Source organism: Streptomyces sp. DSM 116795 (assembly GCF_055792905.1).
On sequence record NZ_CM147707.1, the window covers coordinates 177,425 to 200,386 of the forward strand.

A 22,962-nucleotide genomic window follows, 5' to 3' on the forward strand; every position below is an offset into this window, starting at 1 on the left:
GGAACGGCACTCGGCCAAGGGGGGACGATCACTGATGCCAACCGCCGGCAGCGGCATGCGCGCGGTCATCACAACTCTGCGTGTTCTGGAGACAGTTGCTGAGCTGCAGCCCGTCGGCGTCTCCGCGATCACCAGAGCCACGGGGATCCCGAAGACCTCCGTCCACCGCTGTCTGGTGACCCTGCGCGAAGCGGAATGGCTGACCACCTCCCGCTCCGATACGACGCGGTGGGTGCTGACCGGCCGCGCGCTGTCCGTCGGCATCCACGCCTCGGTCGGACTCGGCCTCCGCGATGCCGCTCTGCCCACGATGCGGGAGCTGCGCGACGAGACCCACGAGACCATCCACCTCTCCAGCTACGGCACGGACCGTGAGCTGGTCGTCGTGGACCGGATGGACAGCGACGAACCGGTGCGTACGTGGGTGCACTTGGGCGCACGTGTACCGCTGCACGCAAGCTGCAGCGGACGGGCGATCCTGGCCCGGCTGCCGGACGAGGAAGTCGAGCGGCTGCTCGGCGGCGAGCTGGAGCGCTTCTCCGGGACGACGCCCGCCGACCGGCGAGCGGTCTTCGAGGACCTTCGTACGGTGCGTGAGGTGGGATACGCGACCAACGACTGCGCGTGGCGCCCGGGGGTCGGCGCGGTCGGAGCAGCGCTCGTGGACCCCCACGGGCGGCCGGTCGGCGCGATAGCGATCTCCGTGCCCGTTCAGCGCTACGACGCGGAGCGGGCCCGCGAGCTCGGGCCGCTGGCGGCAGCGGCGGCCCGGCGCGTCAGCGCCGACCTGCCGCCCGGCTGAGGGCGGGCCTCCGGATGTACTCGCCGACATGGCCTGCCGTACCGTGCACCGCACTGCTCAACGAGTGAATGAGCAGGCACTGTTACGGCACATCTCCGGCACAGAAGTCACTCCACTGCGTCAGATGACGCCACTACCGTGGCGGAGGACCATGATCCGGGACTATGGGGGAGCAACGTTGTCTGCAGAATTCGACGTGGAGCCGCAGGCCCTGCGGCGCTATGCGACGAACGTCGACAAGGAAGTCGAACGGATACGGAAGATCCGTAACAAGATCGACCAAGTGACGCTGTCGCCCGGGGCGTTCGGAAAACTTCCTGAGTCCGACGAGCTGGCAAGGGACTACGAGAAGCAGCGCACCGACTCGTTGGAGGACCTCCAGGACGCGGCCGGCGCCCTGGAAGGCATCGTGGACGCGGTGAAGGACACGGCGAAGGCCTACGACCGCACCGAGAACGACGTCAACGTGGAATTCGGGGGCCGGTGATGGACATCCTCTCCAAGCTCGGGATCAGCATCTCCGGGCCGTTCGCCGACACCCTCGACGAGGCCGTTCGCGGGATCATCAAACAGTTCGGCCTCGAGGACGACCTGGAGAAGGTGTCCGGCGACAACGAACGTCTCCGCGAGGTCGCCGGCAAGTACCGGGAGGCGGCACGGGATCTGCGCGGTGTCGTCGACGACCTCAAGTTCGAACGGAAGCGTCTCGACGGCGCCTGGTCCGGGGAGGCGGCGGACGCCTTCCACAAGGAGACGTCCGCCTTCGAGGACGCCCTCAAGGGCGAGGCCGCGGACATGGACCAGATCGCCGAGCTGCTGGAGTCCGCAGCCGAGGCATGTGCCGAGGCCGAGCAGCTGATGATCGACCTGCTCGTGGAGATCGTTCAGGCCGTGCTGGCAGCGGCAGCAACCACGGCAATCCTCTCCGTGATCACGGCCGGTGCGGCTGCCGTGATCGGGCCGCTGATCACGGCGGCGGGGATCGCGCACAAGGCCATGAAGGCCGTGAAGATCACCGCGAAGCTGGCCGACACCCTCGCCGACCTGGCGAAGCGGATGCAGGCCCTGAAGAAGGCGCAGAAACTCAGGAAGCTGATGAAGTCCCTGAGCGACAAGAAGGACCCGTTCAGCCACAAGAACGCGGCCAAGCGTTACCTGGGCAGGGTCAAGGATCCTGACAACCCGCAGGCCAAGCTGCCCGGCGGGAAGATGGAGGATCTCAAGATGGCCGGCGAGATGCACTCAGCCAAGCGTGCAGTCAAGGCGGGGATCGTCGCGCCGGTCGTCGGCAACCAGGTCGGTGAGCCGCTGGGCCGGGCGTACGAGACCTACGGCCCTGAAGGTGCACCCGGTGTCGCGCCCAAGGAAGCACCTCCGCAAGATGACTCCCGTAGATTCGAGGACCGGAGGAACGACGGGCTCTCGCCAAAGGAGAGGGTGACCAAGGACTTCGGATGAGTGGCGCTGATGCAGGGGAAGCGATGAGCAGCAGGACCGGGCAGGTATCACCGGAAATCCGTGGGCAGGTGGCGGCGGCCCTGGGGCATGCGGACACCCCCGTGGCCGTCGGGCTGGTGTCGTCGAGCACGGACGCTCGGAGAGTGCCGAGGAGGATGAGACCCCGGCCGACGGTGGCCGGGGCGGCGCGCAAGCAGCGGGCGCCCTGGTGGGGGGCCGTGGCGCTGGTGTTCATCTGGCTGGGTGATGTGCCGCAGACGCTCTACGATCTGGTCGCCGATTCGATCACCCTCCGCCGCAAGCGCAGGCCGTTGCGCGGTGGTTGGCGGAGCCAGGCGGGCGGACTCCTCGCCGCCTGTGACGCTCCGACTTGGACGTATCTCGTCGTCGGTCGCTCGGGGGTGCATCTCGTCTACGTCGGTGACCTCGGCTCCGAAGCCGGCTGGTCGTTGCCGCGGGAACAGGTTCGCGGCGCGGAACGGCTGAAGTGGGCGGACGATTCGCCGTACATCGCGAACTCCCGTCTGCATTTCGCCGACGGCTCCTGGGGCAGCTTCCGGATGCACGGAGCAGCACAGCAAGAGCTCCTGGGACAGTTCGCGCCCGCGCCGGGCGGTTCCGGACGCTGAGTGCCCTCGAGCTGCCGCAAGGCCGTACCGCTCAGCCGAGGAAGCTCAGCCTGACCTTCCGGTGCGGGTTGTCGCCGTTGGTGTCGACGAGGCAGACGGACTGCCAGGTGCCCAGTTCGAGCCTGCCGGCGATGACGGGGAGAGTGGCGTGCGGCGCCACGAGGGCTGGTAGCACGTGGTCCCGCCCGTGGCCGGGGCTGCCGTGCCGGTGCCGCCAGCGGTCGTCGGCCGGGAGGAGGTCGCGCAGGGCGGCGAGGAGATCGTCGTCGCTGCCCGCGCCCGTCTCCAGCACGGCGACGCCCGCGGTGGCGTGCGGGACGAAGATGTTCAGCAGTCCGTCCCTGCCCTGGGCCGCGCCGCCGAGGAAGGACTCGCACTCGCGGGTGAGGTCGGTGACGGTCTCGCCGGACCCTGTGGCGATGTGCAGGACGTCGGTCTGCAGTGCGTCAGTCATGCCTCCATCCTCCATGGTCCGGGCGCGGGAAGTTCCGGGGGCGCGGGGCTGTTGCAGGGGACATGGACGATGTCCCGGTGGTGGTGATCGGGGCCGGGCAGGCCGGCCTGTCGAGCGCCTTCCATCTGCGGCGCCTCGGCTACGAGCCCGGCGTGGACTTCGTGGTCCTCGACCACGCGGAGCGCCCGGGAGGCGCCTGGCAGTTCCGCTGGCCCACCCTGACGTACGGCAAGGTGCACGGGATGCATTCCCTGCCAGGCATGGAGCTGAGCGGGGCCGACCCCCGGCGCCGCTCCTCGGACGTGATCGGTGAGTACTTCGCGGAGTACGAGCGGACCTTCGCTCTGGCGGTGCGCCGCCCCGTCCACGTACGGGCGGTCCGCGAGGAAGAGGAGGACGGGGACCCAGCCGGAGTCGGTGCCGAGGGCCGGGGACGGACCGGGCGGCTGCGGGTGGAGACGTCGGCGGGCGTGTGGCGTGCGCGGGCCGTCATCAGCGCGACGGGCACCTGGGACCGTCCGTTCTGGCCCCGCTATCCGGGCCAGGAGACCTTCCGCGGACGGCAGTTGCACACGGCCACGTATCCGGGGCCGCACTCCGAAGCCTTCGCCGGCAAGCGTGTCGTCGTCATCGGGGGCGGTACGTCCGGGGTGCAGCATCTGCTGGAGATTTCCGAGGTGGCGGCCGAGACGGCGTGGGTGACACGCCGCGAACCGGCCTTCCGCGACGGGCCGTTCGCCGAGGAACTGGGCCGCCAGGCGGTCGCCCTCGTCGACGATCGAGTACGGCAGGGGCTGCCCCCGCGCAGCGTCGTCTCCGTGACGGGGCTGCCGCTGACGGAGGAGATGCGAAAGGCACGCGAGCGCGGAGTGCTGGTGCGGCAGCCGATGTTCGAGCGGATCGTGCCCGAGGGCGTCGAGTGGAGCGACGGACGCCGCATGGAGGCGGACACGCTGCTGTGGGCGACCGGATTCCGGCCCGCCATCGGCCACTTGGCGCCGCTGGGTCTGCGCGGGCCGGGCGGCGGCATCCGCATGGACGGCACGCGGGTGGTGGGCGAACCCCGCGTCCAGCTGGTCGGTTACGGACCGTCGGCGAGCACGGTGGGTGCGAACCGCGCGGGCCGCGCCGCGGCACGCGGCATCGACCGGTTCCTCCGCGGTGGCTCAACTCCCGGTCCTGCCACGGAAGTCGGCGAGCACCGTCCGGCGTACGAACGCGGAAACGGGCGTTCACCCGAACGACTGGCCGCGGCGGATTCCGCACCCCGGTGACTGCGGGTTGGGCAATCCTTACGGTGCGCAAGCGGCGGGCCACGGTCCGCGCAGGCGTCTCCGGCTCAACGTCCCACGAGAGCCGGTGAGTTGTCCCATTCAGGAACACCGAGGAGTAAGCACCGCATGAACGTCATCACCAACGCGCTGGCCTGTCTCGCCCACTATGTCGGCTGGCTCGTCTGACGTATGTCCCCCGCGGCGCCGTCCCTCCGTATCGCACGGAGGGGCGGCGCCGTCTCGTGCGCTCCCGGTGTGCCTCCGCGTCCGCCGGTGCCGCCTGCCGTCCGGGCATGTGCGGCCTTGCCGCCTGCCGCCGTTGCCGTCTGCCGCGGCGTGCTCAGGCCCGTACGGGCGTGCTGGAGCGGCGGACGACGAGCTCGGGCTGGAGCACGATCCGCTGATGCTCATGTCCGGCCGCCTCCTCCCCCGTCTCCTCGATCAGCAGATCCGCGGCCGCACGCCCCATGCGGAACGCGGGTTGCCGCACCGACGTCAGCGGCACCGCGGCTGCGGCCGCGAACTCGATGTCGTCGTACCCCACCAGCGCCACCTCCCCCGGCACCTCGACGCCCGCCCCGTACAACGCCTGCAGCACCCCCAGCGCCAGCAGATCGTTCGCGCAGAAAACACCCGTCGGACGCGGAGACATCCCCAGCAGCCGCGCTCCCGCATCCCTCCCCGCCGCCACGTCCAGCCGCGCCGACTCCACCTGACGCAGCGCGTCCTCTTCGCGCAGACCGGCGTCACGCAGCGCGCCCACAACACCCGTGTACCGGTCCTGGCACTGGGTGAGATGCATGGGACCGCTCACGTACACGATGCTCTCGTGGCCGTTCTGCAGCAGATGGCGCGCCGCGAGCTCACCGCCGCGCACGTCGTCGACGGAGACGGAACAGCCCTCGGCGCTGGGCAGCACCCGGTCGACGGAGACGTACGGGATGCCGTGGCGCTGGAAGCGGGACAGGTTGCGGCCGGTGGTGTCGGCCGGGGTGACGAGCACGCCGCGCACTCGCTGCTCCGCGAAGAGCGACAGATACTCCGCCTCCTCCGACGGGCTCTGTGCGCTGTTGCACAGCATCACCCCCAGGCCGGCCTCCCGCGCCGCTCGCTCCGCACCGCTCGCCACGTCCACGAAGAACGGGTTCGCCATGTCCAGCACCAGCAACGCGATGATCCGGCTGCGCCCCGCGCGCAGTTGGCGCGCCGACTCGCTGCGCACATAGCCGAGTTGCCGTATCGCCGAGCGCACCTTGTCGCGGGTGGCCGAAGAGACCGTCTGAGGACGGTTGATGACGTTGGAGACCGTGCCGACCGAGACCCCGGCCGCACGCGCCACGTCCTTGATGCCCACCATTCCTGCCACGAGCGCTCATGCTACGCAGCTTCCCGGCGGCGCGGACCGCCGAGCACCGAGCGCGCGCTCGCGGAGATCCCGGACACGCCCCAGGGCGTGTCCGCAGCGCCCCTCCCGGCAAGCTCTGCCCCTCACGGCACTAGTCGAGGTGGAAGACCTCGGTGAGCGGCGCCATCGCCTCGTCGGCCCGCACCGCCCCCAGGGAGCCGGGCGGCTCGAAGTACGGGGCCATCTCCCGCTGCCAGCGGTCGTTGACCTCCGTCCCGGCCATCGCGGCGCGTGCCGCTTCGAAGTCCTCGGTCTCGAGGTAGCCCACAAGCAGTCCGTCCTCGCGCAGGAAGAGCGAGTAGTTGTGCCAGCCGCAGGCGGACAGGGCCTCGAGCATCTCCGGCCACACGGCCGCGTGCCGCTCGCGGTACTCGGCCACCAGGCCGGCGCGGACCTTCAGCAGGAAGCAGACACGCTCCACGGGTCCGTCCCCCTCCCTGGAAGTGGTACTCGTCAGAAGCCGTACTCGTCAGAAGTCGTACTCGTCGATGTTCTTCTCGTCGAAGACGGTGGGCGGGCCGAGGATGACCTCGCCGTCCTTGCCGACGGTGCGCTCGCCGAGCTTCCCGGCCTTGAACTTCTCGCCCGCCTTGCCCGTGATCCGGCCGGAGGCGAGCGAGGCGGCGGCGTACGAACCGAGGTAGCCGAGCTTCTTCGGGTCCCAGAGGGAGAACTCCTCGACGGTGCCGTCCTTGATGTACTTGCGCATCTGATTGGGCGTTCCGAGGCCGTTGAGGACCACCCTCCCCTTGTAGGAGGAGTCGCTGATGTAGCGGGCGGCGGCGGCGATGCCGACGGTGGTCGGCGAGATGACGGCCTTGAGCTTCGGGTAGGCCTTGAGCAGTCCCTGGGTCTCCTGGAAGGACTTCTGGTCGTCGTCGTCGCCGTAGGCGGTCTTGACCAGCTTCATGTCCTTGTACTCGGGCTTCCTCAGTTCCTTCTTCATGAATTCGATCCAGGCGTTCTGGTTCGTCGCGTTCTGGGTGGCGGAGAGGATCGCGATCTGGCCCTTGTGGCCGGTCTGTTCGGCGGTGCGCCGGATCAGGGAACGGCCGACCTCCTCGGAACTGGCCTGGTTGATGAAGACCTGCCGGCAGTCCTTGGCGGTGTCCGAGTCGTAGGAGACGACCTTGATGTCCTGCTTCATCGCCTGCTTCAGCGGCCCGCACACCGCGTTGGGGTCGTTGGCCGCGATGAGGATGGCGTCCTGCCGCTGCTGTACGAGGGTGTTGATGTAGCTGACCTGGGAGGAGGCCTTCGCGTCGGAGGGGCCGACCTCCTTGGCCTTGCCGTCGTACTCCTCGGCGGCGGCGATGCCCGCCTCGTCGACGATCTTCTCGTAGGGGTTGTTGATCTGCTTGGGCAGGAAGGCGAGCTTCAGGCCCTTCTTCAGCGGAGCGTCGGGGTCGGCCTTCGCGCCCTGTGCCTTGTCCTTGGCGTCGTCCTTCGCGTCGCTCTTGGTGGTGCCGGAGCAGCCGGCGAGGGCGAGGGAGAGCGCGCAGACGGCCGCCGAGGCGGCGAGGAGGCGGGGGCGGGGGCGTGTCGTGGGTCGCATGGCGGGGCCTTTCACGTGACGAGCACGGCAAGTGACGGGTACGGGTGGGGAGTTGAACGACGTCAGGAGGCGGCGGCGCGGCGGTGTCTGCGTTCGGTGACGAAGGCGGTCACCCGCGGCGTGAGCACGGACGCCACCAGCAGTACGCCGGTGACGATGACCTGGATCTCGTTGGAGACGTCGTTGAGCGTGAGCACGTTGTTGAGGACGCCGATCAGCAGCACTCCGGCCACGGCACCGCCCAAGGTGCCCTTGCCGCCGTTGAAGTCCACGCCGCCGAGCAGCACGGACGCAATGACGACGAGCTCCAGCCCGAGTCCGTTGTCGGCTCGGGCGCTGCCGTAGCGCAGGGTGTAGACGATCCCGGCGAAGGACGCCATGAATCCGGTGACGGCGAAGAGGACGAGCTTGATCCGCCTGACCCGGATGCCGGCGAAGCGGGCCGCGTCCTCCTGCGCCCCGATGGCGAACAGGGCCCGGCCCGCGGCGGTGCAGTGCAGCACGACCGCCGCGAGGACGGCGAGGACGATGAAGACGGCGATGGGGTAGGGAACGAAGGTGCCGGGCACCGGTTCGGTGTAGGACGCCCACTGCGCGTACGCCTCCGGGAAGTCGGAGACGGCCTTGTTGCCGAGCACGACCGAGGCGAGCCCCCGGTAGAGGGTGAGGGTGCCGATGGTGACGGCCAGCGCGGGAAGCCCGACGCGGGTGACGAGCCAGCCGTTGACCAGTCCGCCCAGCACGCCCACGACGAGACACAGCGGCACGATCATCTCGAACGCCCAGCCCGCGTCCCACAGGGCGCCCGCGAGAGCGCTGGAGAGGCCGAGCATCGAGGCGACGGACAGATCGACCTGGCCGGCGACGACCAGCAAGGTCATCGGCAGCGCGATGAGCGCGATCTCCGCGGTGTCGTTGAGGGCGGCGGAGAGGTTCGTGATGTCGGCGAAGCCGTCGGTGGTGCCGGCTCCGGCGAGCATGACGGCGACCAGCAGGATGCCGACGGCGGTGTCCCAGCGCAGGAACCTGCCGGCGCCCGCCCCGCCACGCGCCGCCGCACCAGCGGCCGCGCCGCCCGCGGCTCCGGCTCCGGTCCCGGCTCCGGTGCCGGTCCCGGCTCCGGTGCCGGTCCCGGTTCCGGCGTCCTTCGTCTCGTCTGCCGCTCCCGTCCGGGGCGTCGGCGCGTTCAATTCCTGCTCCTCTTCCTCAGCGCCTCCGTGGTACGGCTGCGTACGACGCGGTCCGTGCTGATGGCCGCGAGCAGCAGCGCACCCGTGATGGCCTGCTCCCAGAAGGGGTTGACCTTGAGGACGACGAGGGCGCTGCCGATCGTCGTCAGCAGCAGAGCGCCGAGCGCCGCGCCCCAGACGGTGCCGACGCCGCCGGTGATGGCGACGCCACCGACCACGACGGCGCTGACGACGGTCAGCTCCCAGCCGTTGGCGGCGTCCGCGACGACTGTGCCGAACCTCGCCAGCCACAGCGCACCCGCGAAGCCGGCGACCGCACCGGAGAAGGCGTACGCGGCGAGCACCCGCCGGCGGATGGGGATTCCGGCCAGGCGCGCCGCCTCGGGGCTGGAGCCGATGGCGTACAGCTCACGCCCGCCGCGGCAGTTGCGCAGGTAGTACGCGGTGGCCGCCAGCACAACCGCGGAGATCACCGGCAGATACGGGACGCCCAGCAGGCTGCCGCTGCCCAGCTCGAGCACTCCGGCGGGCACGTTGACGGCGTTGATCTGCCGGCCGTGTGCCCAGACATGGCCGGTGCCCTGGATCACGTAGAGCATCCCCAGCGTCACCACCAGCGCGGGCACCTTGCCGAAGCTGACGAGCAGTCCGCTCACCATGCCGCACAGCACCCCGAGTCCGGTGCCCAGCATCACCACGGTCAGCGCGCTGTGCTGGGTGCCGGAGACGAAGCTGCCGCAGGCGAAGGCGGTCAGGCCGACGACTGATCCGACCGACAGGTCGATGTTCCGGGTGAGCACGACGACGGACTGCCCGGTTGCGAGCAGCACGAGGATCGCGGAGTTGAGCAACAGGTCCTGCACGCCCTGGTCGTCGAGGAAGCCGGGGTTGGCGAGCCAGGTACCGAGGATCAGCAGCACGAGGGCGCCGCCGATGCTCAACTCCCGTATGCGGAAGACCATGTCGGTCAGGGAGCGGGCCGAGCGGTGCGGCCCCGTCTTCGTACCGGGGGCGTCCGCGGGCGGCTGCCCCGGCCTCTTCTCCAGAGTTCCGCTCACGTGGCCTCCTTGGCGGTACGCCCGGTGGCGGCGGCCATGACCGACTCCTCGGTGGCCTCCGAGCGGGGTATCCCGGCCACGAGCCGCCCCTCGTGCATCACCAGCACCCGGTCGGCCATGCCGAGGACTTCGGGCAGGTCGGAGGAGACCATCAGCACGGCGATGCCCTCTTCGGCGAGCGACGTCAGCAGCCGGTGCACCTCGGCCTTCGTGCCGACGTCGATGCCGCGGGTGGGTTCGTCGACGATGAGGACGCCGGGTTCGGTGGCGAGCCACTTGGCGAGCACGGCCTTCTGCTGGTTGCCGCCGGAGAGCACGCCGGCGGGGTCGGTCAGGCGGTTGTATTTCAGCCGAAGCCGCGCCGACCAGTCGGCGGCGCGGCTGCGTTCCAGGGAACGCCGCACCATCCCGGCGGTGCCGAGGCCGCCCAGTCCGGTCAGTGCGATGTTCCGCTCGATGGACATCTCCATCACCAGTCCGCGCTGCCGCCGGTCCTCGGGTACGAGGGCGACTCCCGCGTCCATGGCGGCAGTCGGCGAACCGGGCTTCAACGGCACGCCGTCGACCTCGACCTCGCCCGCGTCGGCGCGGTCGACTCCGAAGACGGCCTGCACGACTTCGCTGCGTCCCGCTCCGACCAGGCCGGCGAGGGCGACGATCTCGCCGCGCCGGACCTCGAAGGAGACGTCGTGGAAGACGCCTTCGCGGGTGAGCCCGCGCACCGTCAGCGCCCCCTTGCCGGGCGTCGTGTCCTGCTTGGGGTACAGCTCCTCCAGATCCCGGCCGACCATGCGGCGTACGAGGTCGTCCTCGCTGAGCCCTGCGAGGAGTTCGCTCGCCACGAGCCGGCCGTCGCGCAGCGTCGTGACACGGCTGCACAGCCGGAAGATCTCCTCCAGCCGGTGGGAGATGAACAGCACCGCGGCACCCTCCGCACGGAGGGCCTCGACGACGGAGAAGAGCCGTGCCGTCTCGGTGCCGGTGAGCGCCGCGGTCGGCTCGTCCATGATCAGCACGCGGGCGTCGAAGGAGAGGGCCTTGGCGATCTCGACGATCTGCTGGTCGGCGATGGACAGGCCGCGTGCGGGGCGGTCGGAGTCGAGGTCGACGCCGAGGCGGCGCATGAGGGCGGCGGTCGCCTCGCGTACGGCGTCGTGGTCGATGCGGCCGAAGGCGCGGCGGGGCTGACGGCCCATGAAGATGTTCTCCGCGATGGACAGGTCCGCGAAGAGCGTGGGCTCCTGGTAGATCACGGCGATGCCCGCGTCGCGTGCGTCCGCGGGGCCCGCGAAGACCGCGTCGTGGCCGTCGAGCCGTACGGTGCCGGCGTCGGGCGGGTACACACCGGCGAGGATCTTGATGAGTGTGGACTTGCCCGCGCCGTTCTCTCCGGCGAGGGCGTGCGCCTCCCCCGCGCGCAGCGCGAGGCCGACGCCGCGCAGGGCGCGCACGTTGCCGAAGGACTTGCTCACCCCCTCCAGGGCGAGCACCGGCACCGGGACCGCTGCCGGTTCTGGCTGGGTCATGGTCCTGCTCCTCCTGTGCTGCGGGCTGCACTGCAAGCCGTGCCGAGAGCCGTGTTGAGAGCCGTCGGCCTGCCTCGGCGGCGTGCGACCGGGGCGTCGTCACGGTGCGCGGGCCACCCCGGGTGTGAGTGGGACGGACGGCGACCCAGGAAATGAAATGTTTCAATCAGTTTTCGGGGAAGCTAGCCCTCGACGCCAAGCGCGTCAAGGGCCGGTGCTCCAGGCAAATGGCCTCGTTCTCGGCGCTATTGACGGCCAAGGGCAGCCACCTCTACGTTCCTTGCGCGTCTTCATTGAAACGTTTTGCCCTCGGCTTCGGCAGCCGCCTCAGCGGCGCCGCCACGGGAGGTGCACATGATCAGCAGACGTCATCTGCTCACGACCGCGACCGTTTCCGGCCTGTCGGCTACGGCGATCGACGGGCTCTCCCGGCCGGCCCTCGCCGCGGACTCCGGCGGCGCGGACGCGGCGGACGGCGGCGATCTCCACGTCACCGGGACGACGACGGAGTACGCGGATCGGCCGCTCGGCCTCGACGCCCCGCACCCGCGGCTGAGCTGGACGCTCCGCTCCCGGCTGCCCGACCGGCTTCAGCACGCATATCGCGTCCGCGTCGCCACCAGCCCCGGCCGTCTGACCGACCCCGACGTGTGGGACAGCGGGAAGCGCACCTCCCGGCAGTCCGTCCTCGTGCCCTACGACGGGCCCGCACTCCGCCCCGGCACCCGCTACCACTGGTCGGTGCGTGTCTGGGACGCGGACGGCCGCCCGTCCCCCTGGTCCGCGCCCACCTGGTGGGAGACCGGGCTGATGGACGAAGGGCGGTGGCGCTCGGAGTGGATCACGGCGCCGCCCTCCCTCGTCGCGCCGCCCGGCCTGGAGGGCGCCGGCTGGATCTGGTTCCCGGAGGGAAACGCGGCCTCCCGGGTGCCTGCCGGCACCCGCTGGTTCCGCGGCGCCACCGAGGTCTCCGGTTCCGTGCGGGCGGCGCGGCTCGTCATCGCGGCCGACGACGGCTTCACCGCGTACGTGAACGGCACCGAAGTCGGCTCCCGCGACGCCCTGCCGGTGCAGAAGAGCTGGAGCAGACCGGCGCTGCTCGACGTCACGCACGAACTGAGGCCCGGTACCAACGCGTTGGCGGTGGAAGCCGTCAACTCCGAGGCGGGGCCCGCGGGTCTGCTCGCGGTGCTGGAGATCACCACCGGCGAAGGCACCTTACGCCTCACGACCGACGGCACCTGGCGGACCACGGACACCGAGCCCGCGCACGACTGGCACTCCCCCGGCTACGACGACAGCGCCTGGCCCCTGGCCCGTACGGCCGCCGAATGGGGCGACGGTCCATGGGGCGAGGTGCTGCCGGAGCAGTCGCCGGCCCAGCTGCGCCGCTCCTTCCGGCTGCCGGGCACGCCCGTCGGCAGCGCGCGTCTCCACATCACCGCTCTCGGGCTGTACGAGGCGCACCTGAACGGCACGCGCGTGGGCGAGGACAGGCTCACCCCCGGCTGGACGGACTACGGAAAGCGCGTCGCGTACCGGACCTACGACGTCACCGAGCAGCTCCGGCACGGCAGCAACGCCCTCGCCGTCACCCTCGCGCCGGGCTGGTACGCAGGGAACGTCGGCTGGTTCGGACAGCACCAGTACGGCGAACACCCCGCCCTGCTGGCCCAGTTGGAGGTTGCCCACGAGGACGGCCGCACCACCCGCGTCGGCACCGACGCCGAGTGGCGGGCGGCGCGAGGGCCGCTGGTGACCGCCGACCTTGTGATGGGCGAGCAGTACGACGCACGGGCCGAGACCCCCGGCTGGCGGGAGCCCGGATTCGACGACGCCGGCTGGCAGCCCGTCACCACCACCTCGCCCGCACGAGGGGGAACCGGTCCCGCAGTCGTGGCCATGACCGACGCCCCGACTCGGGTGATGCGCGAGATCGAGCCGGACGGAGTGAGCGAAGTCCGCCCGGGGGTCCTCCTGTTCGACCTCGGCCAGAACATGGTCGGCTGCGTCCGCCTGACCGTCACCGGGGGCGAAGCCGGCCGGCGCATACATCTGCGGCACGGCGAAGTCCTCGACCAGGACGGTTCGCTCTACGTCGCGAATCTGCGTACGGCCCGCGCCGTCGACACCTTCACGCTCGACGGGCGGGAACGCACGGTCCTCGAGCCGCGGTTCACCTTCCACGGATTCCGCTACGTCGAGGTGACCGGCTACCCGGGAAGGCCGCCCCGCGACGCCGTCACCGGTCTGGTGATGCACACCGCGGCGCCGTTCACGATGGACTTCTCCACCGACGATCCGCTGCTCAACAAGCTGCACAGCAACATCACATGGGGCCAGCGCGGCAACTTCCTCTCCGTGCCGACCGACACTCCGGCACGCGACGAGAGGCTCGGCTGGTCAGGAGACATCAACGTCTTCTCCCCCACCGCCGCCTACACCATGGAGTCGGCGCGCTTCCTCACCAAGTGGCTCCAGGACCTGCGCGACGGCCAGGACGAGGAGGGCGCCTACCCCGACGTCGCTCCCTTCACCGGCCAGGTCGGCAAGGGCGCCGCCGGATGGGGCGATGCCGGTGTGACCGTGCCCTGGGCGCTGCACCAGGCGTACGGGGATTCGCGCGTACTCCGGGAGAACTGGCCGGCGATGCGCAGATGGATCGCCTATCTGGAGGCGCACAGCGACGGCCTGCTGCGGCCGGCAGAGGGCTACGGCGACTGGCTCAACGTCGACGACGAGACCCCCAAGGACGTCGTCGGCACCGCGTACTTCGCCCATGCCACCGGTCTGGTGGCGCGCACCGGCCGGTTGCTCGGCGAGGACGCCGTCCCGTACGAGAAGCTGCACCGGCGGATCAAGGAGGCGTTCAACGCCGCCTACTCGGGCGACGGCGGCCGCATCAAGGGCGACACCCAGACCGCGTACGTGCTGGCGCTGTCGATGGATCTGCTGCCCACGGCAGGCGCACGGCGTGCGGCCGCCGACCGTCTCGTGGAGCTGATCGAGGCCCGCGACTGGCACTTGACCACGGGCTTTCTCGGCACCCCGCGGCTGCTGCAGGCACTGACGGAGACGGGGCACACAGATGTCGCCCACCGCTTGCTGCACCGGCGGACGTTCCCGTCCTGGGGCTACCAGATCGGCAGGGGCTCCACGACGATGTGGGAGCGGTGGGACTCCATCAAGCCCGACGGCAGCTTCCAGGACGTGGGGATGAACTCCTTCAACCACTACGCCTACGGCTGCGTCGGCGAGTGGATGTACCGGAATCTCGCGGGCATCGCACCGGCCGAGCCCGGATTCCGCCGGACGCTGGTGCGGCCCCGTCCCGGCGGCGGCGTCCGCAGGGCGGACGCCCGGTTCGACTCGCTCTACGGCCCGGTCAGCACCCGCTGGACCCTGGAGGCGGGAGACCTCTTCCGGCTCACCGTCTCGCTGCCGCCCAACACGACGGGCGAAGTGTGGGTGCCGGCCCGGGACGTCTCGGCGGTACGGGCCGGGGGCGCACGCCTGCTGCGCACCGAGGAGGGCTGCGCGGTCTTCGAAGTGGGCTCGGGCACCCACCGGTTCGTGGCGGACGGCGCCCCGGACGGCTCGACCGGCAGCACCGCGCGCCATGGGTGAGACGCGGCCCCGCACTCCCTGGAGTGCGGGGCTATTGACGGCGGTCACCTGCCGAACGTAGCTTTTCTGAAACGTTTCACAGCATCGCGGGCGCGTGGCGGTCCCCGGCCCGCACCCGCCGTGCCGCACGGAGGAGACGCATGTCAGAGCCGGACCGGGCGGCCGTCAGGGCCGCTCTCACCGCACAGCGGATCGAGACTCCCTCGTGGGCGTACGCGAACTCCGGAACGCGCTTCAAGGTGTTCGCGCAGCCGGGAGTGCCGCGCACCCCCGAGGAGAAGCTGGACGACGCCGCCCGCGTCCACGAGCACACCGGGGTCGCGCCCACCGTGGCGCTGCACATCCCCTGGGACAAGGTGGCGGACTACGGCGCGCTGGCCGCGTACGCGAAGGAGCGCGGACTGCGCCTCGGCACCGTCAACTCCAACGTCTTCCAGGACGACGACTACAAGCTCGGGTCGGTCACCCACCCTGACGCCGCGGTCCGCCGCAAGGCTCTGGGCCACCTGCTGGAGTGCGTGGACATCATGGACGCGACCGGCTCGCGCGACCTGAAGCTGTGGTTCGCCGACGGCACCAACTACCCCGGCCAGGACGACATCCGGGCTCGTCAGGACCGGCTCGCCGAGGCGCTCACGGCGGTCCGGGACCGGCTCGGCGAGGGGCAGCGGATGCTGCTGGAGTACAAGTTCTTCGAACCGGCCTTCTACACCACCGACGTCCCCGACTGGGGGACCGCCTACGCCCACTGCCTGAAGCTCGGCCCGAAGGCACAGGTGGTGGTCGACACCGGCCACCACGCGCCGGGCACGAACATCGAGTTCATCGTCGCGCTCCTGCTGCGCGAGGGAAAGCTCGGCGGCTTCGACTTCAACTCCCGCTTCTACGCCGACGACGACCTGATGGTCGGTGCCGCCGACCCGTTCCAGCTCTTCCGCATCATGTACGAGGTGATACGCGGCGGAGGCCTGGAGGACGCCGCCGGCATCGCCTTCATGCTGGACCAGTGCCACAACATCGAGCCGAAGATCCCCGCCATCATCCGCTCCGTGATGAACGTGCAGGAGGCCACGGCGAAGGCCCTGCTCGTGGACCGCGGCGCCCTGGAGGGCGCTCAGCGGTCCGGTGACGTGCTCGGCGCCAACGCGGTGCTGATGGACGCCTACAACACCGATGTACGGCCGCTCCTCGCCCAGGTGCGCGAGGAGAGCGGCCGGGACGCCGATCCCGTCGCGGCATATCACCGCTCCGGATGGGCGCAGCAGATCACCGAAGAACGCAAAGGCGGCCAACAGGCAGGCTGGGGAGCGTAGTTCAGCATGACGGCACAGCAGCACGACACGGTCGGCGAGCTCCTGGCGCGCTCGCACCGCCTCGGCGCGGACCCGCGCAACACCAACTACGCCGGCGGCAACACCTCGGCCAAGGGCCTCGCGGCCGACCCCGTCACCGGGCAGGACACCGAACTGCTGTGGGTCAAGGGTTCCGGCGGCGACCTGGGCACCCTCACCGCCGAGGGCCTGGCCGCTCTGCGCCTCGACCGGCTGCGCGCGCTGAAGGACGTCTACCCGGGCGTCGACCGCGAGGACGAGATGGTCGACGCCTTCGACCACTGCCTCCACGGCAAGGGCGGGGCGGCACCCTCCATCGACACGGCCATGCACGGCCTTCTCGACGCACCGCACGTCGACCATCTCCACCCCGACTCCGGGATCGCCCTGGCCTGCGCCGCCGACGGGGAGAAGCTGACCCGTGAATGCTTCGGCGACAGCGTCGTGTGGGTGCCCTGGCGGCGGCCCGGCTTCCAGCTGGGCCTGGACATCGCCGCCGTAAAGGAGGACAACCCGCAGGCCGTCGGGTGCGTGCTGGGCGGCCACGGCATCACCGCATGGGGCGATTCGAGCGACGAGTGCGAACGCAACTCGCTGCACATCATCCGCACAGCGGCCGGCTTCCTCGCAGAACAGGGCAGGCCGGAGCCCTTCGGACGCGTTCTCGCCGAGTACGAGCCGCTGCCGCACCAGGCGCGGCGGGAGCGCGCGGCGGCGCTCGCCCCGCTGCTGCGCGGGCTCGCCTCGACGGACGCGCCGCGGACGGGCCACTTCGACGACTCCGGGGCGGTGCTGGACTTCCTCTCCCGCGAGGAGCATCCGCGCCTCGCGGCGCTGGGCACCTCGTGCCCGGACCACTTCCTCCGTACGAAGATCCGTCCGCTCGTCCTCGACCTGCCGCCCTCCGCGTCCCCGGCGGAGGCCGAGGCGAGGCTGCGGGAGCTGCACGAGGAGTACCGCGCGGAGTACCGCGCCTACTACGAGCGCCACGCGGGGCCCGGCTCGCCGGAGATGCGCGGGGCGGACCCGGCGATCGTGCTGATCCCGGGCGTGGGGATGTTCTCCTTCGGCAAGGACAAGCAGACGGCCCGAGTGGCGGGCGAGTTCTACCTCAACGCGATCAACGTGATGCACGGTGCCGAGGCGGTCTCGGCCTACTCCCCCATCCCCGAGTCGGAGAAGTTCCGCATCGAGTACTGGGAGCTGGAGGAGGCGAAGCTGCGCCGGATGCCTCCGCCCAGGCCGCTGGCGACGCGCGTCGCGCTGGTGACCGGCGCCGCCTCGGGCATCGGACGGGCCATCGCGCACCGGCTGTCCGCGGAAGGTGCTTGCGTGGTCGTCGCCGACCGGAACGAGCCGAGCGCCGAGGAGGTGGCGCTCGAACTGGGCGGTCCGGACAAGGCGGTGGCCGCCGCCGTCGACGTCACGTCCGAGGAGGAGATCGCGGCGGCCTTCCGTACGGCGGTGCTCGCCTTCGGCGGGGTCGACCTCGTCGTCAACAACGCGGGCATCTCCCTGTCGCGGCCCCTGCGGGAGACCACCGCGCAGGACTGGGATACCCAGCACGGCGTCATGGCACGCGGCTCCTTCCTCGTCTCGCGTGAGGCGGCCCGGGTGATGGCCGCCCAGGAAATGGGCGGCGACATCGTCTACATCTCCTCCAAGAACGGCGTGTTCGCGGGCCCGGACAACATCGCCTACGGCGCGGCCAAGGCGGACCAGGCGCACCAGGTCCGGCTGCTCGCCGCCGAGCTGGGCGAGCTGGGCATCCGCGTCAACGGCGTCAACCCGGACGGTGTCGTACGGGGTTCGGGGATCTTCGCGGGCGGCTGGGGCGCGCAGCGCGCAGCGGTCTACGGCGTGCCCGAGGAGAAGCTCGGCGAGTTCTACGCCCAGCGCACGCTGCTGAAGCGGGAGGTGCTGCCGGAGCATGTCGCGAATGCCGTCTTCGCCCTCACGGGCGGCGATCTGAGCCACACCACGGGGCTGCACATACCTGTCGACGCGGGCGTGCCCGCCGCCTTCCTGCGCTGAGCGCACCGCCGTACGTCACCGTCCACCGCCCGAGCCGAAAGGGCCCGACCCCGAGGACCCGCCGCCGTGTCGCATTCCGCTTCCGTATCCGCCGCGTACCCGGCGCCGTCGCGTCGCGCCGGGGCCCGGTTCGCCGCCGTTGATCTCGGCGCGTCCAGCGGACGCGTGATGACCGGCGGCTTCGGGCCGGACTCGGTGGATCTGCGGGAGGTGCACCGCTTCCCCAACAGGCCGGTGCGTACGGGCGGAACGCTGCACTGGGACATACTCGCGCTGCACCGGGGCGTGCTCGACGGGCTCCGCCGGGCGGGGCCGGTCGCGTCGGTGGGTGTGGACTCCTGGGCGGTGGACTACGGGCTGCTGGACGCCGACGGCGCGCTGCTCGGCAACCCCGTCCACTACCGGGACGCGCGCACCGAGGGGATGGCCGACCGCCTCACGGAGGCTCTTCCGCCGCAGGAGCTGTACGCGCACACGGGCCTGCAGTACCTGCCCTTCAACACGGTGTACCAGCTCACGGCCGCCCGTGATTCCGCACAACTGGCGGCGGCGCGGCAGCTGTTGCTCATACCGGATCTGATCTCGTACTGGCTGACAGGTGTGCCCGGCACCGAGCTGACCAACGCCTCCACCACGCAGCTCATCGACCCGCGCACACGCGAGTGGTCGCAGAAGGTCGCGGCGGCCGCCGGCGTGCCCCTGTCGCTGCTGCCGCCGCTGCGCCGCCCGGGGGAGGCGGCCGGGGAGCTCCTGCCGGAGGTGCTCGACGAGACGGGACTGGACGGGCCGGTCCCCGTGACGGCCGTCGGCTCGCACGACACCGCTTCCGCGGTCGCCGCCGTACCAGCCGTCGCCGGCCGCTTCGCCTACATCGCCACCGGCACCTGGTCGCTGGCCGGGCTGGAGCTGGCGGAGCCCGTACTGACGGAGGAGAGCAGGCTGGCGAACTTCACCAACGAACTCGGCGTCGACGGGACCGTCCGCTACCTGCGCAACATCATGGGCCTGTGGCTGCTGCAGGAGTGCATGCGCTCCTGGGAATCGGCAGGCAGCCCGCAGGAGTTCGGCCCGCTGCTGCGCGAAGCAGGCTCCTGCGCGCCCCTGAAGTCCGTCGTGGACGCGGGCGATCCGGAGTTCCTCGCCCCCGGCCGCATGCCGCAGCGCATCGGTGAAGCGTGCCGGCGTGCGGGACGGCCCGTCCCGGACGGCCCCGCCGAGACCACCCGGTGCGTGCTCGACTCCCTCGCGGTCGCGCACCGGCTGGCGGTCGAGGACGCCCAGCGTCTCGCGGACACCGAGGTCGACGTGGTGCACGTCGTCGGCGGCGGTGTGCACAACGAGCTGCTGTGCCAACTCACCGCCGACGCCTGCCGGTTGCCCGTGATCGCGGGCCCCGCCGAGGCCGCGGCCCTCGGCAACGTCGCCGTGCAGGCCCGCGCACAGGGAGTGATCGGTGCCGGCTTGGAGCTGGTCAGGCGCCTCCTGTATGACACGCTGCCGCTGCGGACGTACGAACCCTCCGTTGATCACGGCAGTCCGCAGGAGTGGGCGGGTGCCGCCGCGGCAGTCCGCGCCGGCAGCTGAACCAGAGGCCCGGAGACGGGCCGCAGACGAGACGAGGAGGAAGAGGGACCGTGCGGGTCGCACTCTTCATCACCTGCATCAACGACACGCTCTATCCCCGCACCGGCCAGGCCGTCGTCGCCCTGCTGGAGCGGCTCGGCGTCGAGGTCGGCTTCCCCGGCGGCCAGAGCTGCTGCGGGCAGCCGCAGTTCAACACCGGCTACCGCAGCGAGGCCGCGCCGCTGGCGCGCCGCTACGCGGACGTCTTCCGCGGCTACGACCACATCGTCGTCCCCTCCGGATCCTGCGCGGCGATGGTGCGGGACAACTACCCGCGCATCGACCCGGAGGCGACCGGCGGCTCTGTGGCGCGCACTTACGAGCTCACGGAGTTCCTCGTCGACGTGCTCGGCGTGACGGACGTCGGCGCGTACTACCCGCACACCGTGACCTACCACCCCACCTGCCACGGGCTGCGGATGCTCGGCCTCGGCGACCGGCCACGCCGGCTGCTGGAGGCCGTGAAGGGGTTGCGGCTGGTGGAGCTGAAGGGCGCGGAGGAGTGCTGCGGCTTCGGCGGCACGTTCGCCGTGAAGAACCCCGACGTCTCGGCCGCCATGGGCGCGGACAAGGCCCGCCACATCGAGGAGACCGGCGCGGAGGCGGTCTGCACCGTCGACAACTCCTGCCTCATGCACATCGGCGGCACCCTCACCCGCCGCGGCTCCCCCACCCGTCCCGTACACATCGCGGAGATCCTGGCCGGCACCGAGGAGGCACCACTGTGAGCGGTACGTATCTGGGCATGCCCTCCTTCCCCCGGGCCGCCGCGGCCTCGACGCGCGACATGCGGCTGCGCGGCAATCTGAGGCACGCGACGCACACCATCCGGGCCAAGCGGGCCAATGCCGTCGAAGAGCTCGGCGACTGGGAGCAGTTGCGCGCGGCGGGGGCGGCCCTGAAGGACCGGACCCTGCGCCATCTCGACCATTATCTGGAGCAGTTGGAGGCAGCGGTGTCCGCCGCGGGCGGGCACGTCCACTGGGCGTGCGACGCCGAGGAGGCCAACAGGATCGTCACGGAGCTGGTCCGGGAGACGGGCGAGAGCGAGGTCGTGAAGGTCAAGTCCATGGCCACGCAGGAGACCGGGCTCAACGACGCGCTCGCGAAGGCGGGCGTCTCCGCGTACGAGACCGATCTCGCGGAACTCATCGTGCAGCTCGGCGACGACCTGCCCTCCCACATCCTGGTCCCGGCAATCCACCGCAACCGCGACGAGATCCGCGACATCTTCCGCGAGAAGATGGGCAGTTGGGGGCGGGCCGCGCCGAAGAACCTCAGCGACGACCCGGCGGAGCTGGCCGAGGCCGCGCGGCTGCATCTGCGGGAGAAGTTCCTGAACGCCAGGGTGGGCATCTCCGGCGCCAACTTCATGGTCGCCGAGACGGGAACCCTCGTGGTGGTGGAGTCCGAGGGCAACGGCCGTATGTGCCTGACGCTGCCCGAGACGCTGATCTCGGTCGTGGGCATCGAGAAGATCGTGCCGACGTGGCAGGACCTGGAGGTCTTCCTGCAGACCCTGCCGCGCTCCTCCACTGCGGAGCGCATGAACCCCTACACCTCCACATGGACGGGCACCACCGACGAGGACGGCCCGTCGGCCTTCCATCTCGTGCTGCTCGACAACGGCCGTACCGACGCGCTGGCGGACACCGTCGGCCGGCAGGCGCTGCGCTGCATCCGCTGCTCGGCCTGCCTGAACGTCTGCCCCGTCTACGAGCGCGCCGGGGGCCACGCCTACGGATCCGCCTATCCGGGACCGATCGGCGCCATCCTCACCCCCCAACTGCGCGGTGTGCAGAGCGAGCTGGACGCCTCACTGCCGTACGCGTCGTCGCTGTGCGGGGCCTGCTACGAGGTGTGCCCCGTGGCGATCGACATCCCGGAGGTCCTGGTGCATCTGCGCAAACGGGTCGTCGAGGGAGGCACGGTCACGGTCCGGGGGCAGAGGACCACCATCAAGCCGGCGAAGGGGCACGCCGCCGAGCGTGCCGTGATGCGGGCGGCCCGCTGGACGTTCGACCATCCCCGCGCCCTGCGCGCCGGGCAGCGGCTGGCCTCCCGCACCCGGCGGCTGACCCCGCGGCGGCTTCCGCTGCCGGGCCCGGGCAAGGCCTGGTCGGACAGCCGTGACCTGCCACGGCCGGCTCCCGAGTCCTTCCGCGACTGGTGGCTGCGCAACCGCGGACCTGATGGCGGACCGGACGGTGGACCTGACCCGGGCCCTGACGGCACCGGCCGGGAAGGAGGCCCCGTATGAACAGCCGGGAGACCGTACTGGGCCGGGTACGCCGGGCACTTGCCGACGTGCCGCGCGACGAGGGCCCGCATGAGGCGCCCGTCCCGCGCGACTACTTCAGCACCCACGCAGAGCGCACCGACGCGGAGCGGCTGGACCTTCTCGCGGAGAACCTCGCCGACTACCGCGCCCTGGTGCACCGTTGCGGCGCGGCGGAGCTGCCCGCCACGATCGCGGAACTGCTGCGGGCACGCGGCGCCCGCAGCGTCGTGGCACCGTCCGGCATCCCCGGCGACTGGCTGCCCGCGGAGGTTGAGCGCGTCGCCGACGACCCGTCGATGTCCGCGCGTGAACTCGACGCCATGGACAGCGTCGTGACGGGCTGCGCCGTGGCGGTCGCCGAGACGGGGACCATCGTGCTGGACGCGGGAGCGGCCCAGGGACGGCGCCGCATCTCGCTCGTGCCGGACCACCACATCTGCGTCGTACGCGCCCCGGAGCAGATCGTGGACTCCGTGCCGCAGGCGCTGCGGCGGCTTGACCCGGCCCGTCCGCAGACATGGATCTCGGGCCCGTCGGCCACCAGCGACATCGAACTCGACCGCGTCGAGGGGGTGCACGGTCCGCGCACCCTGGAGGTGATCATCACCTCACCGGCACCGTGACCGACGCGACGACCGGCCACCGGCCGCCGGCCACCGGGCGCGCCTGGCGCATCTGGCGCGCCGGATATCCGGTGGTCCGGCATTCCGGCTCA

General features: G+C 71.1%; 19 protein-coding genes. 12 read left to right on the plus strand and 7 right to left on the minus strand.

Features of this window, described 5'->3' with window-relative positions:
* Nucleotides 1-34 precede the first annotated feature (34 nt).
* The 4 genes from ACSMXX_RS00705 to ACSMXX_RS00720 all read left to right on the plus strand — a co-directional run bounded on the left by ACSMXX_RS00705 (nt 35) and on the right by ACSMXX_RS00720 (nt 2,889).
* Complete coding sequence (locus tag ACSMXX_RS00705) at nt 35-802, plus strand: IclR family transcriptional regulator (protein WP_473182056.1); 768 nt, start codon at nt 35-37, stop codon at nt 800-802.
* A 178-nt stretch (nt 803-980) separates the two neighbouring features.
* A complete protein-coding gene (locus ACSMXX_RS00710) occupies nt 981-1,289 on the plus strand; it encodes a type VII secretion target (protein ID WP_473182057.1) in 309 nt (102 codons plus the stop codon).
* Complete coding sequence (locus ACSMXX_RS00715; RefSeq protein WP_473182058.1) at nt 1,289-2,260, plus strand: WXG100 family type VII secretion target; 972 nt, start codon at nt 1,289-1,291, stop codon at nt 2,258-2,260. Before ACSMXX_RS00710 ends, ACSMXX_RS00715 begins: the two co-directional genes overlap by 1 nt.
* Nucleotides 2,261-2,415: 155 nt before the next feature.
* Nucleotides 2,416-2,889, plus strand: a complete 474-nt coding sequence (locus ACSMXX_RS00720; RefSeq protein ID WP_473182059.1) for a hypothetical protein — start codon at nt 2,416-2,418, stop codon at nt 2,887-2,889.
* Nucleotides 2,890-2,920: 31 nt separating this feature from the next.
* Here the strand turns inward: ACSMXX_RS00720 and ACSMXX_RS00725 are convergent, their stop codons facing one another.
* Nucleotides 2,921-3,343, minus strand: coding sequence for a YjbQ family protein (locus ACSMXX_RS00725; protein ID WP_473182060.1), 423 nt, complete (start codon nt 3,341-3,343; stop codon nt 2,921-2,923).
* Between the two features lie 62 nt (nt 3,344-3,405).
* Here ACSMXX_RS00725 and ACSMXX_RS00730 point away from each other — a divergent pair, with 62 nt between their 5' ends.
* Nucleotides 3,406-4,617, plus strand: coding sequence for an NAD(P)-binding domain-containing protein (locus ACSMXX_RS00730; RefSeq protein WP_473182061.1), 1,212 nt, complete (start codon nt 3,406-3,408; stop codon nt 4,615-4,617).
* Between the two features lie 340 nt (nt 4,618-4,957).
* Here the strand turns inward: ACSMXX_RS00730 and ACSMXX_RS00735 are convergent, their stop codons facing one another.
* From ACSMXX_RS00735 to ACSMXX_RS00760, 6 genes are all read right to left on the minus strand, one after another.
* Nucleotides 4,958-5,974 carry a LacI family DNA-binding transcriptional regulator gene (locus ACSMXX_RS00735; protein WP_473184579.1) on the minus strand — a complete coding sequence of 339 codons (1,017 nt, stop codon included), beginning with the start codon at nt 5,972-5,974 and terminating at the stop codon, nt 4,958-4,960.
* Nucleotides 5,975-6,113: 139 nt separating this feature from the next.
* On the minus strand, nt 6,114-6,443 hold the full coding sequence (locus ACSMXX_RS00740) for an L-rhamnose mutarotase (protein ID WP_473182062.1): 330 nt from the start codon (nt 6,441-6,443) through the stop codon (nt 6,114-6,116).
* Between the two features lie 48 nt (nt 6,444-6,491).
* Nucleotides 6,492-7,577: a rhamnose ABC transporter substrate-binding protein gene (gene rhaS, locus ACSMXX_RS00745; RefSeq protein WP_473182063.1), complete on the minus strand. Its 1,086-nt coding sequence runs from the start codon at nt 7,575-7,577 to the stop codon at nt 6,492-6,494.
* 62 nt (nt 7,578-7,639) lie between these two features.
* Complete coding sequence (locus tag ACSMXX_RS00750) at nt 7,640-8,557, minus strand: ABC transporter permease (protein WP_473184580.1); 918 nt, start codon at nt 8,555-8,557, stop codon at nt 7,640-7,642.
* 206 nt (nt 8,558-8,763) lie between these two features.
* Entirely contained in the window at nt 8,764-9,825 is a 1,062-nt protein-coding gene (locus tag ACSMXX_RS00755) for an ABC transporter permease (RefSeq protein WP_473182064.1), read from the minus strand.
* Nucleotides 9,822-11,351, minus strand: coding sequence for a sugar ABC transporter ATP-binding protein (locus tag ACSMXX_RS00760; protein ID WP_473182065.1), 1,530 nt, complete (start codon nt 11,349-11,351; stop codon nt 9,822-9,824). Before ACSMXX_RS00760 ends, ACSMXX_RS00755 begins: the two co-directional genes overlap by 4 nt.
* Nucleotides 11,352-11,705: 354 nt before the next feature.
* Between ACSMXX_RS00760 and ACSMXX_RS00765 the strand changes: the two genes are divergently transcribed.
* From ACSMXX_RS00765 to ACSMXX_RS00795, 7 genes are all read left to right on the plus strand, one after another.
* Nucleotides 11,706-14,978: an alpha-L-rhamnosidase gene (locus ACSMXX_RS00765; RefSeq protein ID WP_473182066.1), complete on the plus strand. Its 3,273-nt coding sequence runs from the start codon at nt 11,706-11,708 to the stop codon at nt 14,976-14,978.
* Nucleotides 14,979-15,118: 140 nt separating this feature from the next.
* Nucleotides 15,119-16,291: an L-rhamnose isomerase gene (gene rhaI / locus ACSMXX_RS00770; RefSeq protein ID WP_473182067.1), complete on the plus strand. Its 1,173-nt coding sequence runs from the start codon at nt 15,119-15,121 to the stop codon at nt 16,289-16,291.
* Between the two features lie 6 nt (nt 16,292-16,297).
* Nucleotides 16,298-18,343 (plus strand): bifunctional aldolase/short-chain dehydrogenase, encoded by a 2,046-nt coding sequence (locus ACSMXX_RS00775; RefSeq protein ID WP_473182068.1) that lies wholly within the window; start codon nt 16,298-16,300, stop codon nt 18,341-18,343.
* Nucleotides 18,344-18,511: 168 nt separating this feature from the next.
* Nucleotides 18,512-19,927, plus strand: a complete 1,416-nt coding sequence (locus ACSMXX_RS00780) for a rhamnulokinase (RefSeq protein ID WP_473184581.1) — start codon at nt 18,512-18,514, stop codon at nt 19,925-19,927.
* A gap of 50 nt (nt 19,928-19,977) precedes the next feature.
* Nucleotides 19,978-20,694 carry a (Fe-S)-binding protein gene (locus tag ACSMXX_RS00785; protein WP_473182069.1) on the plus strand — a complete coding sequence of 239 codons (717 nt, stop codon included), beginning with the start codon at nt 19,978-19,980 and terminating at the stop codon, nt 20,692-20,694.
* A complete protein-coding gene (locus tag ACSMXX_RS00790; protein ID WP_473182070.1) occupies nt 20,691-22,226 on the plus strand; it encodes a lactate utilization protein B in 1,536 nt (511 codons plus the stop codon). The genes ACSMXX_RS00785 and ACSMXX_RS00790 overlap by 4 nt, the downstream gene beginning before the upstream one ends.
* Nucleotides 22,223-22,870, plus strand: coding sequence for a LutC/YkgG family protein (locus ACSMXX_RS00795; protein WP_473182071.1), 648 nt, complete (start codon nt 22,223-22,225; stop codon nt 22,868-22,870). Before ACSMXX_RS00790 ends, ACSMXX_RS00795 begins: the two co-directional genes overlap by 4 nt.
* The last annotated feature ends 92 nt before the right edge of the window (nt 22,871-22,962 follow it).